This is a genomic window from Luteipulveratus mongoliensis, from assembly GCF_001190945.1.
Lineage (GTDB): Bacteria > Actinomycetota > Actinomycetes > Actinomycetales > Dermatophilaceae > Luteipulveratus > Luteipulveratus mongoliensis.
In genome coordinates this window covers 4,918,301-4,932,967 of sequence record NZ_CP011112.1, presented here as the reverse complement: position 1 = coordinate 4,932,967, position 14,667 = coordinate 4,918,301, and the positions used below count along the sequence as shown (strand labels likewise).

Here is a 14,667-nt window from a genome sequence, read left to right as displayed (position 1 = left end):
AAGGAATGACAAGCCAAGGACGTTGCTAGCGTTCAGGTGTGGCTGATGAGAAGCAGGCGTGGTTGGGCGGCAGGGTCAGTGAACGCGCCGAGTGCGTGCTCTGTCCCAATCCGGGGCCGATGACGCTCGACGGGACCAACACGTGGGTGCTGTCCGAGCCGGGACACGACGAGGTCGTCGTGGTCGACCCCGGGCCGTTGGACGAGGAGCACCTCGCGGCCGTGCTGGCGCTTGTCGCGGAGCGGGACGCGCGCGTCGGCCTGACTCTGCTGACGCACAACCACTTCGATCACGCCGAGTCGGCCGACCGGTGGGCGGAGCTCACGGGCGCGCCGGTGCGCGGCGCCGGCATCGGTGAACCGTTTGCGGATGACGAGCGAATCGTGGTGGGGGATCTCGATATTCGGGCGATCCTGACGCCCGGACACACGCGCGACTCGGTCTCGTTCGTGCTGCCGTCTGACCGGGTTCTGCTGACGGGCGACATGGTCCTGGGGCGAGGGACCTCGGTGGTGGCGTACCCCGACGGCGACGTGTCGTCGTACCTCACCTCGTTGGACCGCATGATCGCCCTCGCCGGCGACGAGGTCGACGCCATCGCTCCGGGTCACGGGCCGGTGCTGCCGGATGCGGAGGCGGTGCTGACGTATTACCGCGAGCACCGGCTCGCGCGGCTGGAGCAGGTACGCGCGGCGCTCGCCGACGGAGCGGCCGACGCTGATGACGTGGCGCAGGCGGTCGTCGAGCAGGTGTACGCCGATGTCGACCGGGCCGTATGGCCGGCGGCCAAGCTCACAGTCCAGGCGCAGCTGGAGTATTTGCACGCGTCCTAGGGCTTGCAGCTAGGTCATGGGCAGCGCGCGCTCCACCGCGCGCCGCCCAGGACACTAAGCAGCACCTCGGGTCAGGTTCTGGTGGGCGCGCTCGACCTGGTCCATGAACTCCTCCATTCGAACGCGCATAGCTACCAACGGTATTCGCAGCACAGTTTCGCCGTTGAGGACCACTTCGTTCTGCCGGAAGGCATCACCCAGACTGTGCTCGACTAGCGCGTGATGGCTGCCGTCGATCTCAACGACAAGCCCGATGTCCTCCCACGCGACGTCGAGGTAGACCCGTCCGTCCGGGCCTGTCCGCACAGCTTGACGAGTCGGCTCGGGCAGACCGCGCGCGCGGCACGCCGCAGCAAAATCCAGCTCGCCAAGGGAGTGCGCGCCGTCGACGAGGTCCCGGATGACCTGGTCGATGAGAGCCCGGCGCACAGCGCGCTGCACGTTCTCCCACCGTTTGAGCAGACGCTTGGTCGCGACCAGTCGCTGCTGCACCGCCATGCACAAGATGAGCGCTGCCTGGCGATCACTGACCGCCCACTGGGCGGCCCGGATGGAGGCCGTCTCCGGTTGAACGCGCGGGATACCGCCTCCAATTATCGGTCCGATGTCGCGCGGTTGATGGGTGATGGTCCCGTCCAGAGGTCGGCGAGGTGCGCCTCGGGGCACGCTGATGTGCAGGCCCACAGGCGTGAACCCGGTCATACCGGCCGCGATCAGCGCCGTGACCCCGTCCAGAGCCGCGGATGACCCGCTCTCGAGGACGGCCCACCACAGCTGTGCGTCGCCACTGATGGGGACGGAACCGTCGACCAGAACGGTCTCGCGCCCAAGGAGGTGCCAACGACCGGCTGCCACCGCGTTGCGGACATCGTGCCGAGTGATACCGGCCGCGCCGAGCTGGGCGCGCGTGATGACGCCGCACTGATCAGCAGCCAGCTCGAGTGCGATCGCATGGCACGCGGTACGTCGCCCGCGGCCGGTCGGAAGTGGTGGCACCTGGTGATGGTGCCCAGGGAGCGGCCCGGCGTGCAGAACCGCCTGTGGACAACAAACAAAGGTCCTGGGCGGCGCGCAGTCGAGCGCGCTGTCAAGGCTCAGGACATCGGTAACACTCTTTCGGTCCAGGACATCGGTGACGGTGTCCTGGACCGGATGATGAGTTATGGGTAGAAGTGATGCTGAGCCGATCGGTCCTGAAGTAGCGGCGGCGGTAGCTGCGAAGCATCGAGGCGACTGTGTGAACGTGGCGGCATTTTGTGCCCAGCAGGGCCTGTCGCGTAAGTCGTTCTACAAGTACTTGGCCCGGTTTGCCGCTTCAGGAGTGTCGGGCTTCTACCCCGATTCGCGCCGCCCGCACGCCTGTCCGACAGCCGTCTCGTCCGTTGTCGAGGACCTGATTGTGTTGGCCCGCAAGCGTTTAGAGGATCAGGGCTGGGACGCCGGAGCGAACTCGATCGTGTACTGGCTGCTGGATCACCCCGCTGAGTGGCCGGTCACGATGCACGGTGTCCCATCGCGGTCGACGATCAACCGAGTCCTTAAGCGTCGCGGTCTGCTGGTCCTGGTGCCACGGCGGGCTCCCAGCCGGCATCGGCGTCGGTTCGAGGCCGCCCACCCCAACACCCGTTGGCAGATGGACGGATTCGAGTACACCCTGGCCTCCGGAGCCATCGTTGTCGTGCTGCACCTCGTGGATGACTGCTCACGGATGGACCTGGCTTGCCACGCCGCTCGCAGCGAGAACTCCCAGGACGTGTGGGCGGCATTCGCCGGCGCAGTCCAGAGGTACGGGCTGCCAGCACAGCTGCTCACCGACAACGGCACCGCGTTCTCAGGTCGCCGTCGAGGCTGGACATCGACCCTGGAAACGAACGCCAATGTCCTCGGCGTGCACCACTTCACCTCCTCGGTCGGACACCCGCAAACCTGCGGCAAGGTCGAACGAGCCCATCAGACCTGCTTGAAATGGCTCCGCAAACGCCCGCCTGCCCAGGACCTCGCACAGTTGCAAGACCTGCTGGATCGCTACCGCGAGCACTACAACCATCGGCGGCGTCACCAACATCTCGATGGCCTGACACCAGCCCAGCGCTACGAGCTAGGTCCCAAAGACCAGCCCGGGCCAGCCACGACTGCACCGGTCTATGTAACCCGCCGCATCGTGGCCAAGAACGGCTCCATCGGGATCGAAGGCGTCCTGGTCGGCGTCAGCAAGAAAGTCGCCTCGCAGGAGGTCCTCGTGATCCACCGCGGACGCCACCTGGCCATCTTCATCGGCAACAACCTCATACGCGAGATCACCCTCACTGTCGCCAAAGGTGGCTACCAACGAATCGCCAAAGCGTCACCGAAGTCCTGAACCGCAAACTGTCACCGATGTCCTGAGACATCACAGCGCAGTCGAGCGCGCGCCGCCCAGGACCTTAAGTCAGGCCCATAAGAGGGTCAGCGGGCGCGGCGTTGCAGGCGCTCGACGTCGAGCAGTGTGACCGCGCGGGCCTCGAGCTTGAGCCAGCCACGTGAGGCGAAGTCGGCCAGCGCCTTGTTGACGGTCTCGCGGGAGGCGCCGACCAGCTGCGCCAGCTCTTCCTGAGTCAGGTCGTGAGCGACCAGGACACCGTCGTCGGCCGGGCGACCGAAGCGGGCGGACAGGTCGAGCAGCGCCTTGGCCACGCGGCCGGGGACGTCGGTGAAGACCAGGTCACCGAGCGCCTCGTTGGTGCGGCGCAGGCGGCGAGCGAGCGCGCCGAGCATCGTGATCGCGACCTCGGGGCGGTCCTTGAGGAAGCTGGTCAGGTCGTTGTGCCCCAGCGCCACCAGCTCGGTCTCAGCGACGGCTGTCGCGGTCGCCGTGCGGGGACCCGGGTCGAACAGCGACAGCTCGCCGAACATCTCGCCCGGGCCGAGGATCGCCAGAAGGTTCTCGCGTCCGTCGGGGGAGCGGCGACCGAGCTTGATCTTGCCCTCCGTGATGACGTAGAGCCGATCGCCCTGGTCGCCCTCGTGGAAGAGCTCTTGGCCGCGCTCGATCTTGCTGGGTGTCATCGACGCGAGCAGCGCCTCGGCGGCCTCGTCGTCCAGGGGTGCGAACAGAGGTGCCTTGCGCACGGATTCCGTAGTCACGCCGGTCAGTCTGCCACGCAGTCGCGACAGGTTGTCGTACGTCACTCTCGGGTCAGCCGGCGCGCCTGCTGCGTCCGGTCGGCACTGCGCACGTCCTACGCCCTCTCAGACGCCGGTCATCAGCCGTCTCCAAGCGCTCCGGGTCTGCGGGTAAGGCCGTTTGACCCGGTGTCAGGGAAACCGGCCCGGGTCGGGTCTGTGGGTGGGGCCGTTTGACCTGGTATCAGGGAAACCGGCCCGGGTCTCGATGCGGCTCCGCTGGCGCTCCGGCTACTCGACCAGCGGTTTGGGCTGGACCAGCGGGTGTCGGTGTGAGCGCCTAGGGTCTTGCGGGTGAAGCGCCTTGATGTCACGCAGGAGACCCCGACCGGCCGTACGCGCCGCGCACGCAAGATGTATCGCGTCCTGCACGAGAAGTACCCCTACGCCCACTGCGAGCTCGACTTCGAGACGCCGCTGCAGCTGCTGGTCGCCACGATCCTGTCGGCGCAGACCACGGACGTCGGCGTCAACAAAGTCACGCCCATCCTGTTCAAGCGCTACCCGGACGCCGCCGCGCTCGCCAGCGCCGACCGGGTCGAGCTCGAGACGCTGCTGAAGCCCACCGGCTTCTTCCGCGCCAAGGCCAAGTCCGTGATGACGCTCGGACAGGCGCTGGTCGAGCGCTTTGACGGCGAGGTGCCGCCGCGCCTGAAGGATCTCGTCACCCTGCCCGGCGTGGGACGCAAGACCGCAAACGTGGTGCTGGGCAACGCTTTTGACGTCCCGGGCATCACCGTCGACACGCACTTCGGTCGGCTGGTGCGACGGATGGGTTGGACCACCGAAACAGACCCGGTCAAGGTCGAGCACGAGATCGGCGCGCTCTTCCCGCGCAAGGACTGGACGATGCTCAGCCACGTGCTGATCTTCCACGGCCGCCGCATGTGCCATGCCAAGAAGCCCGCCTGCGGAGTCTGCCCGGTCGCCCAGTGGTGCCCGTCGTACGGCGACGGCGAGACCGACCCCGAGAAGGCAGCGAAGCTGCTGAAGTTCGAGCTGGCTCCCGGCGCGGTCAACCCTTACGCGAGCGCAGCGCCGGCGTGACGGCTCACGCCGACTTCTCGATGTCGTAGACGAGCTCGACCGCTCCGTTCGGGAGGGCGTTGTGGTGACTGAGCTTCAGGCCGGTGTCGGTCTGTACGGCCGGGGTCAGCTGGGTGCCGCCGCCCAGGAGCCGCGGCACCACGATCAGGCCGAGCTGGTCGAGCGCGCCGAGCGCACGGAACGTCTCCACGGTGCGAGGCCCGCCGACCAGGTGCACGTCGCCGTCGGGGTGCGCAGCGCGCATCTGCTCGAGCAGTCGTGTCGGGTCGCTGTCGACGACCACGTGGTCCGGCGTACCCTCCGGTCGGTGCGAGCCCAGCACGAAGACGCCGAGGTCCTGCCACGGCCACCGCTCCGAACCGAGAGCCGGCTCGAACGTGGCCCGGCCCATCAGCACGGCCGAGACACGTTGCTGGAAGTCCACGAAACCGTACGTCTCCGGCGAGAAGTCCGGGTCGGCCAGCTGCGCCGGCCAGCCCTGGGGCGTGGTGACGTAGCCGTCGATGCTCGTGCACAGTCGCGTCATGATCCGCATGGCTCTTTGTTCCTCCGAGTCCGGTGGCGCACCTGGCGTGCGCGCCTTCGGGTGCCAACGTAGGTCGCGGCCGCGCCGGTCGCACAGGTCCAGTTCGACGTTACGCATCAGGACCAATCAGAGTCACCAGAAAGGGCGATGTCGATTCTGCGGAGGCGAGTTCGTCTGCATGATGTGACGAGGGACGTCACGCGACCGACCACAGGGAGCAGATCATGACCGACACCTACGTGTACCTCATCCGCGAGGCCGACTGGGACTCCGACGGCGTTTTGAACGCCACGCCGACCGCAGAGTCGGACGAGCCGATGTTTCCCGAGCACGCGGCGTTCCAGAAGGCCGTGGCCGACCTGGGCGCGCGCATCGTCGGAGCCAGCGCCCTGCAGAACACCTCGCACGGCGGCACCGTCAAGCCTGGCAAGGGCGACCGCAAGGTCGAGGACGCGGTCTGGACGGACGGACCCTTCGCGGACACGACCGAGGTCATCACCGGCTACTACGCCGTCGAGGTGGACGACCCCGAGGTCGCCCGCAAGCTCGCTGCGATGGTCCCGAGCGGTGGCCTGGTGGAGTGGCGGAAGGTCTTCCCGATCGGATGATCTCGCCGGAGGTGGGTCGGGCCGAGTTCGAGGAGGCGTGGCCGCGCATCGTGCGCGCGCTCGCATCCTTCACGCGCAGCCTGGACGTCGCTGAAGAGCTGGCCGCCGAGGCGGTCGCTCGAGCGGCCGCCCAGGACAAGCCCGTCGAGCACCTGGCGACCTGGTGCATCACCGTCGGCAAGCGTGCCTGGCTCGATGAGGTGCGTCGACGCGAGGTGCACGACCGCCATGCGCCCGAGCTCGTCCGATCCGACTCCGCGACATCACTCGACGCCATGACGACTCCGGAGCTCGACGACCGGTTGGCGCTGCTCTTCGTCGCCTGTGACGAGGCGCTGCCGCCATCGGCGCAGATGGTGCTCGCAATGCGCGTGGTCTGCGGTCTGTCCATCAGCCAGGTGGCTGACCACCTCGGCATCCAGGAGACCGCCGCCGCAGCGCGACTCACCCGTGCCAAGAGGGCCCTGGCGGATGCGCGCGGCGCCTTCGTGATCCCGGACGAGGCGGTCCGCCGCACGCGGCTCCCCGTCGTACTCGCTTGTGTTGCAGGCATGTTCACAGTTGCGCACCGTCAGGTGCTCGATCCCGAGGACGCGCTGGAGGACCTCGGACGTCAGGCACTGTCCATCGCGGACGCGCTCGTGGCCGAGTACCCGCAAGACACCGAGGTCCGCGGACTCCGGGCGGTCGTACGCCTTGGGCTGGCCCGGCGTCCGGGTCGCCTCGATGCGGACGGCACGGCCCTGGCCCTGGACGAGGTCGACCGGTCCAGGTGGAACCGCGGGCTCGTCGAGGCCGGGTTGGACGACGCGACCGCGGCCGCTGCCGGAGACGGCCGCTTCGCGCTCGAGGCCGCCATCTCGGCGCTGCACACCGTCGCTCCGAACCTCGAAGCGACCGACTGGACCCAGATCTGCGTGCTGTACGCCGCCCTCGAGGAGCGCTGGAACTCACCGTCGGTGCGGGTCGCCCACCTCGTCGCTCGATCCCAGGAGGCGCTGGTCGGTGGCCGACCCGATGACCTGCTGGCGATCGAGCAAGAGCTGGACGCGCTCGAGAGCGAGGCACCGTCATACGCGAGTCGGGACGCCTCCCTCGCGCTCGCCGACCTCGCCTGGCGGACAGGCAGGACGGAGGAGGCCGCGGCGCGCTACCGCGACCTGGCCGAGGTGATGCGCTCCGAGCCGGTGCGCCGTTTCTGTCTGCGACGAGCGGCCCGGACGTCCTGACCGGACCGGCTCGGGGCAGACTGGCGAGATGCCGACGTCGACTCCGCCCGTGCCCGACTGGTTGCAGCGGGTCGCGGACACCGCCCACGAGGACGTCTCTCTCGTACGCCGGCTGGCGGGTCTCCCGGTCGGGCGCCAGTCGGCCGTACTGATGCTGTTCGGACCGACCGAGGGCGGTGGTCAGGACATCGTCCTTACCGAGCGGTCCGCATCGCTGCGCAAGCATCCGGGCCAGGTGTCCTTCCCCGGAGGGATGATCGACGACGCCGATGACGGACCGGTCGAGGCCGCCATGCGCGAGGCGAAGGAGGAGATCGGCCTGTCGCCCGACGGCGTCGAGGTGCTGGGGCGGCTCCCCAAACTGCCGCTGTCGGTGACGGGCTTCAGCGTGACCCCGGTGCTCGCGTGGTGGCCGCGACCGACGCCGATTGGTGTCGTCGACCCGGCTGAGGTGGCCAGCGTTGTCCGGGTGCCGATCGCGGACCTGGTCGACCCGGCCAACAGGTTCACGGCTGTCCATCCGTCGCGACGATTTCACGCGCCGGCGTTCGAGGTCGACGGCGTCTACGTGTGGGGGTTCACCGCGATCGTGCTGTCCGAGACGCTCGATCTCGCTGGGCTCACGGTGCCGTGGGATGTGCAGGACGAGCGGCCGGTGCCGGCCCGCTTCCTCACTCGCTGAGAGTCGAAAGCCACCGGATCAGTAGGTCGTTCGTCTGATCGGGCGCCTCTTCAGGAACGAAGTGGCCGACCTGGGGGAGCGTCACTTCTTCGTACGGTCCGCTGCACCATGCCTGCGATCCGAGCGCGCTCGAGGGCAGCACGCAGCCGTCGGAGTCGCCCTGCACATGCAGGACGGGTACGCCGATCGGCTGGCTCAGGCGGGAGACGTAGCGGCGGCCGTCCGAACGCATCACGGACCGGACCACCCAGCGGTAGTACTCCGCCGTGGAGTGGGCCACGAAGGGGAGAGTCAGGGCGTCGGCGTACTGCTGACTGAGCTCACCCGGCGGCCACGCGGGGCGACCCGACCAGGCCGACATCAGTTTGCGGACATAGCGCGGTCCGGCCACCATCTGCCGCTCCGGCACGAACGGCCGCTGCAACGCGAACAGGTAGCGGTTGGCACGGATCTGGCGCGCACTGCGGGCCGAGGCCTGGCGCATCACCAGCGGGTGCGGCATACCGAGCGAGGCGACCGCACGCGTCACATCCGGCTGCATGCTCGGCATCGACCAGGCGATCCAACCGCCCCAGCCGTGGCCGACCACCGTGGCCGAACGCTCACCGAGGCACCGGATCACGGCCGCGACATCGGCCGCCAGGGTGAAGGTGTCATAGCCCTGCGGTGGTTTGTCGGACGCGCCGTAGCCACGCAGGTCCATCGCGGCGACGCGATAGCCGGCCGCGACCAGGGCTGGGATCTGCGCCCGCCAGGCCCACCAGAACTCGGGGAAGCCGTGCAGCAGCACGACCAAGGGCCCGGTGCCAGCCTCGACGACGTGGAAGCGAGCACCATTGGCGGCGACGAAGCGGTGGTTCCAGGGTCCATCGAGCAGCACGCTCGACACGTCGACTGTGGGGTGGCTCGCCATTCTGCGCTGTGGCCGCGTCGCAGGAAGGAGATCAGCCCTTGGCGGGCTTGATGGCCTTCACGGTCTCCTGCGCATTGGCGATCGCCTTCTTGGGACCGCCCTGCATCTTCTTGAACGCCCGGATCCCGAGCCAGGCCAGGATCAGGGTGATCAACAGCAGCACCACGCCGACGATCAGGAAGCTCAGCCAGGTCGACAGCCCGGCCGCGTGGATGCCCCACGCGGCGGCGGTCAACAAGAACCCCAGCATGTAGAGAGCGACCAGACCCGCACCGGCGAGAAGTCCGCCACCCTTGCCCGCCTTGCTGACGTCAGCCTTGATCTCGACCTTGGCCAGGTCGATCTCGCCCTTGACGATGCTCGACAGGTCAGTCGAGGCATCCGCGACCAGCTGGCCGAGCGTGCGTTCGGACCCGTTGGTGCTGATAGCCATCGCTACCTCCTGTTGCGTTTGCGGCACATTCTGACCTGAACCCTACCGATCCGTTCGCCGCCGTTGCGGGAGCCTCGCCTGGCGTCCGCGGGCGCGTACGGTCAGGCCCGCGCGGCGTCGCTCTCGTAGCAGTCCGGGACACCGTCCCCGTCGTCGTCTCGGGTCTCGTACTCCTCGATGCGCCGGTAGACGTCGTTGCGCCGCCGCAGCACCATCGCGGCCAGCAGCGCGGCGAGCACCGAGCCTGCGAGCACGCCGATCTTCACGTGGTCATCGGAGTCCGACCCGGCACCGAAGGCCAGCTCCCCGATGAGCAGCGACACGGTGAACCCGATACCCGCGAGCAGGCTCAGTCCGAAGACGTCCGACCAGGCCAGCTCGTCGTCGAGCTCGGCCTTGGTGAAGCGTGCGGTGAGGTACGTCCCGCCCATGATCCCGATCATCTTGCCGACCACGAGGCCGGCCACGATGCCGATCGTGATCGGGTCCGTGACCGCGTCGCCGAGCCCGCCGCCCACCACGGTGACGCCGGCCGCCATGAACGCAAAGACAGGCACCGCGACACCGGCCGAGATCGGCCGCAGCCGGTGCTCCAGCCGACTCGCCAACGAAACGCCTTCCGCGGACCCACGCCCCCGGCGTACGGCCTTGACCGGCACGAGCAGCCCGAGCACGACACCCGCGATCGTCGCGTGGATCCCGCTGTTGAGGACGAGCGCCCACGCCACCAGGCCGACGGGCAGCAGCGCCCACCACTGGTGCACGCGCCGTTGCACGAGCACCCCGAAGACCGCGATCGGGATCAGCGCCAGTCCGAGCAGCGCGAGGTCGATGTCGTCGCTGTAGAACAGCGCGATGATCGTGATCGCGATCAGGTCGTCGACGACCGCGAGTGTGAGCAGGAACGACCGCAACGCGGACGGCAGATGGGTGCCGAGCACGGCCAGGATCGCCAGGGCAAAGGCAATGTCGGTGGCCGTCGGGATGGCCCAGCCGTGTGCGTCCCCACCGCCGACAGTGTTGACGGCCGCGAAGATCAGCGCGGGCACGGCCACACCGCAGACTGCAGCGATCACCGGGAGCGCGGCCTTCGCCGGATCCTTGAGGTCGCCGGCGACGAACTCGTGCTTCAGCTCCAGGCCCACGACGAAGAAGAAGATCGCGAGCAGGCCGTCGGAGGCCCAGTGGGCGAGGCTCAGGTCGAGCCCGAGCGCGGACGGGCCGACGTGCACGTCCCGCAACGACGCGTAGGAGTCGCGCCAGGGGGTGTTGGCCCAGATGATCGCGAGCAGGGCAGCGAGCAGCAGGAGCGCCCCACCGACCGTCTCGGCGCGCAGGGCTTCGGTGACGCGCTTGGCCTCGGGCCACGCGCCGCGGCTGAAGAGTCGGGGTTTGTTCGGTGTCGGCAAGGCCATGTTTCGCCCCCTTTGAGGGTCGGTCGTCGGTCACATCGCGACCGCTGTCGCGATGGCCGACCAGACTTCCCGGCACACCGTCGCCGAGTCTATCGATCGGTCGTACGCCGCCTGGCCGCATCTCGGCTCGCGGGCGCGGCTCAGAGGTCAGTGAAGCCGATCCGTTGCGCTGTGGTGGTGAAGGTGTGGGTCATCAGCGCGTCCGCAGGATCGAACGTGCCGACGAGCTGGCCGAACAGCTCGAAGCTGATGGCCCCGTACGCCTGGGTCCAGGCCTGCACGAACCGCACCATCACCGGGTCCGGCAGGTCGAGCCCGAGGGTCTCACGGGTGACCGCGCACTGCTGGGCGAGCGTTCGGCCGATCTTGGGAGAGGGGCGATCGAGGTCGAGGGTGCCTGCGTCGTACGCCTCCTGCACGAGTCTCCCCGCGGCCAACGGGGTGCGGCTCGCAGCCGGGATCGTGTCCTGCGGCGCCTGGTAGCCGGGGATGGGGGAGCCGTAGAGGAGGGCGTACTGGTGCGGGTGCTCGCGACCCCAGGTCCGGATGGCGTCGCAGAGCCGGACGAACCGTCGGCCCGGGGTGGTCCGGGCGGCCGCGGCCTGCTCGACAGCTTCGCCGACAGCGTTGTAGGCCTCGAGGATCAACGCGGTCAGCAGCTCGTCGCGGCTGGCAACGTAGCGGTAGACCGCGGACGAGACCATCCCGACCTCACGAGCGACGGCCCGCAGCGAGAGGCCGTCGGCACCGTGCTCGGCAAGCTCACGTCGACCGGCGTCGAGGATCTGGGCCATCACCTCCTCGCGAGCACGTGCTCGAGCGGTGCGGGGTGCGTCTGAAGCCATGCGTCTGAGAGTGCCATCAGAGAGCGCTGCTCGCAAGAGAGAGCAGTGCTCTTGCAATTGCTGTGCGACGGGTGCATGATGAACCGAAGCAACCGAGAGCACCGCTCTCGCACCTGGCTGGAGGAGAACGAGATGAGTGAGCTCGATCGCTGGACCAAGATGTTCAATGCGTTCGTGGGCCGGCTGGCGCGGGCAGGTATCAGCGTGACGGGAGCACGCGAGCTGGAGACGATCGGCCGCAAGAGTGGGCAGCCGCGGACGACTCCGGTCAACCTCATGAAGGTCGACGGCCAGCCGTACCTGGTCGCGCCGCGCGGGCAGACCGACTGGGTGCGCAACGTACGCAAGAACCCCGAGGTGAAGCTGCGGCTCGGCCGGCGCGTGGAGACGTACACCGCGGTCGAGGTGCACGGCGACGCAGCGGTGCCGGTGATGCGGTACTACCTGAAGAAGTGGTTCTGGGAGGTCGGTGCGTTCTTCCCGGAGGGCGTCCGGGCGAAGTCCACCGACGCCGAGATCGCCGGGATCATCCCCGCCCACCCCGTCTTCAAGCTGCAGCCCTCCTCGCCGGTCGAGTAGCCGGAGCGCTGGCGGAGGCGTATCGAGACCAGGTGCACGCGGGCACCTGGTCTCGATACGTCTCGCCCTATGGGGCTCGCCTACTCGACCGGCGAGGGGGCTCGCCTACTCGACCGGCGAGGGGGCTCGCCTACTCGACCGGCGAGGGGGCTCGCCTACTCGACCGGCGAGGGGGCTCGCCTACTCGACCGGCGAGGGGGCTCGCCTACTCGACCGGCGAGGGGGCTCGCCTACTCGACCGGCGAGGGGGGCTCGCCTACTCGACCGGCGAGGGGGCTCGCCTACTCGACCGGCGAGGGGGCTCGCCTACTCGACCGGCGAGCCGGTGATTAGTCGGCGGCGGGTTTGGCGAGGCCCTGCTGGATCAGGTCCATCACCGAGGAGTCGGCCAGCGTGGTGACGTCGCCGACCTCGCGGTTCTCGGCCACGTCCCGCAGCAGGCGACGCATGATCTTGCCCGACCGCGTCTTGGGCAGCTCGGCCACGATCAGGATCTGCCGCGGCTTGGCGATCGCGCCGATCTCCTTGGCCACATGGTTGCGCAGCTCCGCGACGAGGTCAGCGCCTTCGCCGGGCTCGTCAGCCTCTTGCACGGCGTCACCCCGCAGGATCACGAACGCGCAGACCGCCTGGCCCGTGGTCTCGTCCGTCGCACCGACCACCGCGGCCTCGGCGACCTTCGGGTGCGACACCAGCGCCGACTCGATCTCGGTGGTCGAGAGCCGGTGGCCGCTGACGTTCATGACGTCGTCGACGCGGCCGAGCACCCAGATGTTGCCCTGCTCGTCCTTCTTGGCGCCGTCGCCCGCGAAGTAGATGCCCTTGAAGCGCGACCAGTAGGTCTCCTTGAACCGCTCCGGGTCACCCCAGATGCCACGCAGCATCGAGGGCCACGGCTTGTCGATGATGAGGTAACCGCCGTGGCCGTTGTCGACCGAGTTGCCTTGCTCATCAACGACATCCACCGAGATGCCTGGGACAGCGATCTGTGCGGAGCCGGGCTTGAGAGTCGTCACGCCGGGTAGCGCGCTGACCATGATCGCGCCGGTCTCGGTCTGCCACCAGGTGTCGACGATCGGGGCCTTGCCGCCGCCGATGACGTCGCGGTACCAGATCCACGCCTCGGGGTTGCTCGGCTCGCCGACCGACCCGAGCACCCGCAACGACGACAGGTCGAACTTCTCCGGGATCTCCTTGCCCCACTTCATGCAGGTGCGGATCGCGGTGGGCGCGGTGTAGAAGATCGACACCTTGTGCTGCTGGATGATCTCCCACCAGCGGCCCTTGTGCGGGGTGTCCGGGGTGCCTTCGTAGAGCACCTGCGTCGCGCCGTTGGCCAGCGGCCCGTAGACGATGTAGCTGTGGCCGGTGACCCAGCCGACGTCGGCTGAGCACCAGTAGACGTCGGTCTCCGGGTGCACGTCGTGCACGACGGCGTTGGTGTAAGCCGCCTGCGTGAGGTAGCCACCGGTCGTGTGCAGGATGCCCTTGGGCTTACCGGTCGTACCGGACGTGTAGAGGATGAAGAGCGGGTGCTCGGCATCCATCGGCTCGGCAGTGTGCTCGGGCGAGGCGGCTTCGAGCGCCTCGTGCCACCAGAGGTCCTTCTCGTCGTTCCAGGCCACCTCTTCCTTGGTGCGCTGCACGACGAGCACCTTGAGCACCGACGGGCTGTCCTTGACCGCGTCGTCCACAGCCGGCTTCAGCGCAGACGGCTTGCCGCGGCGGTAGCCACCGTCAGCGGTGATGACGACCTTGGCCTCGGCATCGGCGATGCGAGAGCGCAGCGCGTCCGAGGAGAAGCCGCCGAACACCACCGAGTGCGGGGCGCCGATGCGCGCGCAGGCGAGCATCGAGATGACGGCCTCAGGGATCATCGGCAGGTAGATCGCGACGCGGTCGCCCTTGGCGACGCCCGACTCGAGCAGCACGTTGGCCGCGCGCTTCACACGATCCTGGAGGTCGGCGTACGTGATGTCCTCGGTGTCACCGGGCTCGCCGACGAAGTGCAGCGCCACGCGGTCGCCGTTGCCGGCCTCGACGTGCCGGTCCACGCAGTTGTACGCGGCGTTCAGCTGGCCATCGGCGTACCACTTGGCAAAGGGCGCGTCGGACCAGTCGAGGGTCTGGGTGAAGTCCTTGCTCCACGTCAGGCGCTCGCGGGCCTGGTCGGCCCAGAACTTCTCGCGGTCGGCGTCGGCCTGCTCGTAGAGCTCCGCCTTGCCGACAGCCTGGGCCGTGAAGGCCGGGTCCGGAGGGAACTCGCGGTCCTCGTGCCCCAGGTTGGACAGGGTCTCCTCGGATGCGGCGTCAGCCACGGTCGACCTCCTGGTCATCGAATGTGTGTCGCAAACCACTCAACCCTTCCACGCCGCGGCGTTCAACCGTTTCAGAG

15 protein-coding genes are annotated in these 14,667 nt (G+C 68.5%); 7 read left to right on the top strand and 8 right to left on the bottom strand.

The features are described from left to right. The first annotated feature begins 38 nt into the window (after positions 1-38). Positions 39-833 carry an MBL fold metallo-hydrolase gene (locus VV02_RS23535; protein ID WP_052595612.1) on the top strand — a complete coding sequence of 265 codons (795 nt, stop codon included), beginning with the start codon at positions 39-41 and terminating at the stop codon, positions 831-833. Between the two features lie 54 nt (positions 834-887). On the opposite strand, the gene VV02_RS23530 is transcribed toward VV02_RS23535, so the two are convergent. Further along, positions 888-1,829 (bottom strand): type IV toxin-antitoxin system AbiEi family antitoxin domain-containing protein, encoded by a 942-nt coding sequence (locus VV02_RS23530; RefSeq protein ID WP_052595610.1) that lies wholly within the window; start codon positions 1,827-1,829, stop codon positions 888-890. A 247-nt stretch (positions 1,830-2,076) separates the two neighbouring features. Here VV02_RS23530 and VV02_RS23525 point away from each other — a divergent pair, with 247 nt between their 5' ends. Next, positions 2,077-3,192 (top strand): integrase core domain-containing protein, encoded by a 1,116-nt coding sequence (locus tag VV02_RS23525; protein WP_169787648.1) that lies wholly within the window; start codon positions 2,077-2,079, stop codon positions 3,190-3,192. 86 nt (positions 3,193-3,278) lie between these two features. Here the strand turns inward: VV02_RS23525 and VV02_RS23520 are convergent, their stop codons facing one another. Further along, positions 3,279-3,956, bottom strand: coding sequence for a Crp/Fnr family transcriptional regulator (locus VV02_RS23520; protein ID WP_052597485.1), 678 nt, complete (start codon positions 3,954-3,956; stop codon positions 3,279-3,281). Between the two features lie 393 nt (positions 3,957-4,349). On the opposite strand from VV02_RS23520, the gene nth reads away from it, so the two are divergent. Beyond that, the gene (nth, locus tag VV02_RS23515) at positions 4,350-5,042 is read left to right on the top strand and encodes an endonuclease III (protein ID WP_083450616.1); all 693 of its coding nucleotides are present in this window, start codon (positions 4,350-4,352) and stop codon (positions 5,040-5,042) included. 4 nt (positions 5,043-5,046) lie between these two features. Here the strand turns inward: nth and VV02_RS23510 are convergent, their stop codons facing one another. Then, a complete protein-coding gene (locus VV02_RS23510) occupies positions 5,047-5,577 on the bottom strand; it encodes a dihydrofolate reductase family protein (protein WP_052595606.1) in 531 nt (176 codons plus the stop codon). Between the two features lie 215 nt (positions 5,578-5,792). On the opposite strand from VV02_RS23510, the gene VV02_RS23505 reads away from it, so the two are divergent. The 3 genes from VV02_RS23505 to VV02_RS23495 are packed head-to-tail and all read left to right on the top strand — an operon-like array spanning position 5,793 to position 8,087. Then, complete coding sequence (locus tag VV02_RS23505) at positions 5,793-6,176, top strand: YciI family protein (RefSeq protein WP_052595604.1); 384 nt, start codon at positions 5,793-5,795, stop codon at positions 6,174-6,176. Continuing rightward, positions 6,173-7,405 carry a DUF6596 domain-containing protein gene (locus VV02_RS23500; RefSeq protein ID WP_052595603.1) on the top strand — a complete coding sequence of 411 codons (1,233 nt, stop codon included), beginning with the start codon at positions 6,173-6,175 and terminating at the stop codon, positions 7,403-7,405. The genes VV02_RS23505 and VV02_RS23500 overlap by 4 nt, the downstream gene beginning before the upstream one ends. A gap of 28 nt (positions 7,406-7,433) precedes the next feature. Beyond that, complete coding sequence (locus VV02_RS23495; protein ID WP_052595600.1) at positions 7,434-8,087, top strand: NUDIX hydrolase; 654 nt, start codon at positions 7,434-7,436, stop codon at positions 8,085-8,087. Here VV02_RS23495 and VV02_RS23490 read toward each other — a convergent pair. From VV02_RS23490 to VV02_RS23475, 4 genes are all read right to left on the bottom strand, one after another. After that, positions 8,077-8,967, bottom strand: a complete 891-nt coding sequence (locus tag VV02_RS23490) for an alpha/beta fold hydrolase (protein WP_342667858.1) — start codon at positions 8,965-8,967, stop codon at positions 8,077-8,079. The genes VV02_RS23495 and VV02_RS23490 overlap by 11 nt on opposite strands. Positions 8,968-9,031: 64 nt before the next feature. Further along, the gene (locus VV02_RS23485) at positions 9,032-9,433 is read right to left on the bottom strand and encodes a phage holin family protein (protein WP_052595596.1); all 402 of its coding nucleotides are present in this window, start codon (positions 9,431-9,433) and stop codon (positions 9,032-9,034) included. A 101-nt stretch (positions 9,434-9,534) separates the two neighbouring features. Next, positions 9,535-10,848 carry a Na+/H+ antiporter NhaA gene (gene nhaA / locus VV02_RS23480; RefSeq protein WP_052595594.1) on the bottom strand — a complete coding sequence of 438 codons (1,314 nt, stop codon included), beginning with the start codon at positions 10,846-10,848 and terminating at the stop codon, positions 9,535-9,537. A 140-nt stretch (positions 10,849-10,988) separates the two neighbouring features. Next, entirely contained in the window at positions 10,989-11,693 is a 705-nt protein-coding gene (locus VV02_RS23475; protein ID WP_052595592.1) for a TetR/AcrR family transcriptional regulator, read from the bottom strand. 132 nt (positions 11,694-11,825) lie between these two features. On the opposite strand from VV02_RS23475, the gene VV02_RS23470 reads away from it, so the two are divergent. Then, positions 11,826-12,272 (top strand): nitroreductase family deazaflavin-dependent oxidoreductase, encoded by a 447-nt coding sequence (locus VV02_RS23470; RefSeq protein WP_052597483.1) that lies wholly within the window; start codon positions 11,826-11,828, stop codon positions 12,270-12,272. Positions 12,273-12,601: 329 nt separating this feature from the next. On the opposite strand, the gene acs is transcribed toward VV02_RS23470, so the two are convergent. Next, on the bottom strand, positions 12,602-14,608 hold the full coding sequence (gene acs, locus VV02_RS23465; RefSeq protein ID WP_052595590.1) for an acetate--CoA ligase: 2,007 nt from the start codon (positions 14,606-14,608) through the stop codon (positions 12,602-12,604). Positions 14,609-14,667 lie beyond the last annotated feature (59 nt).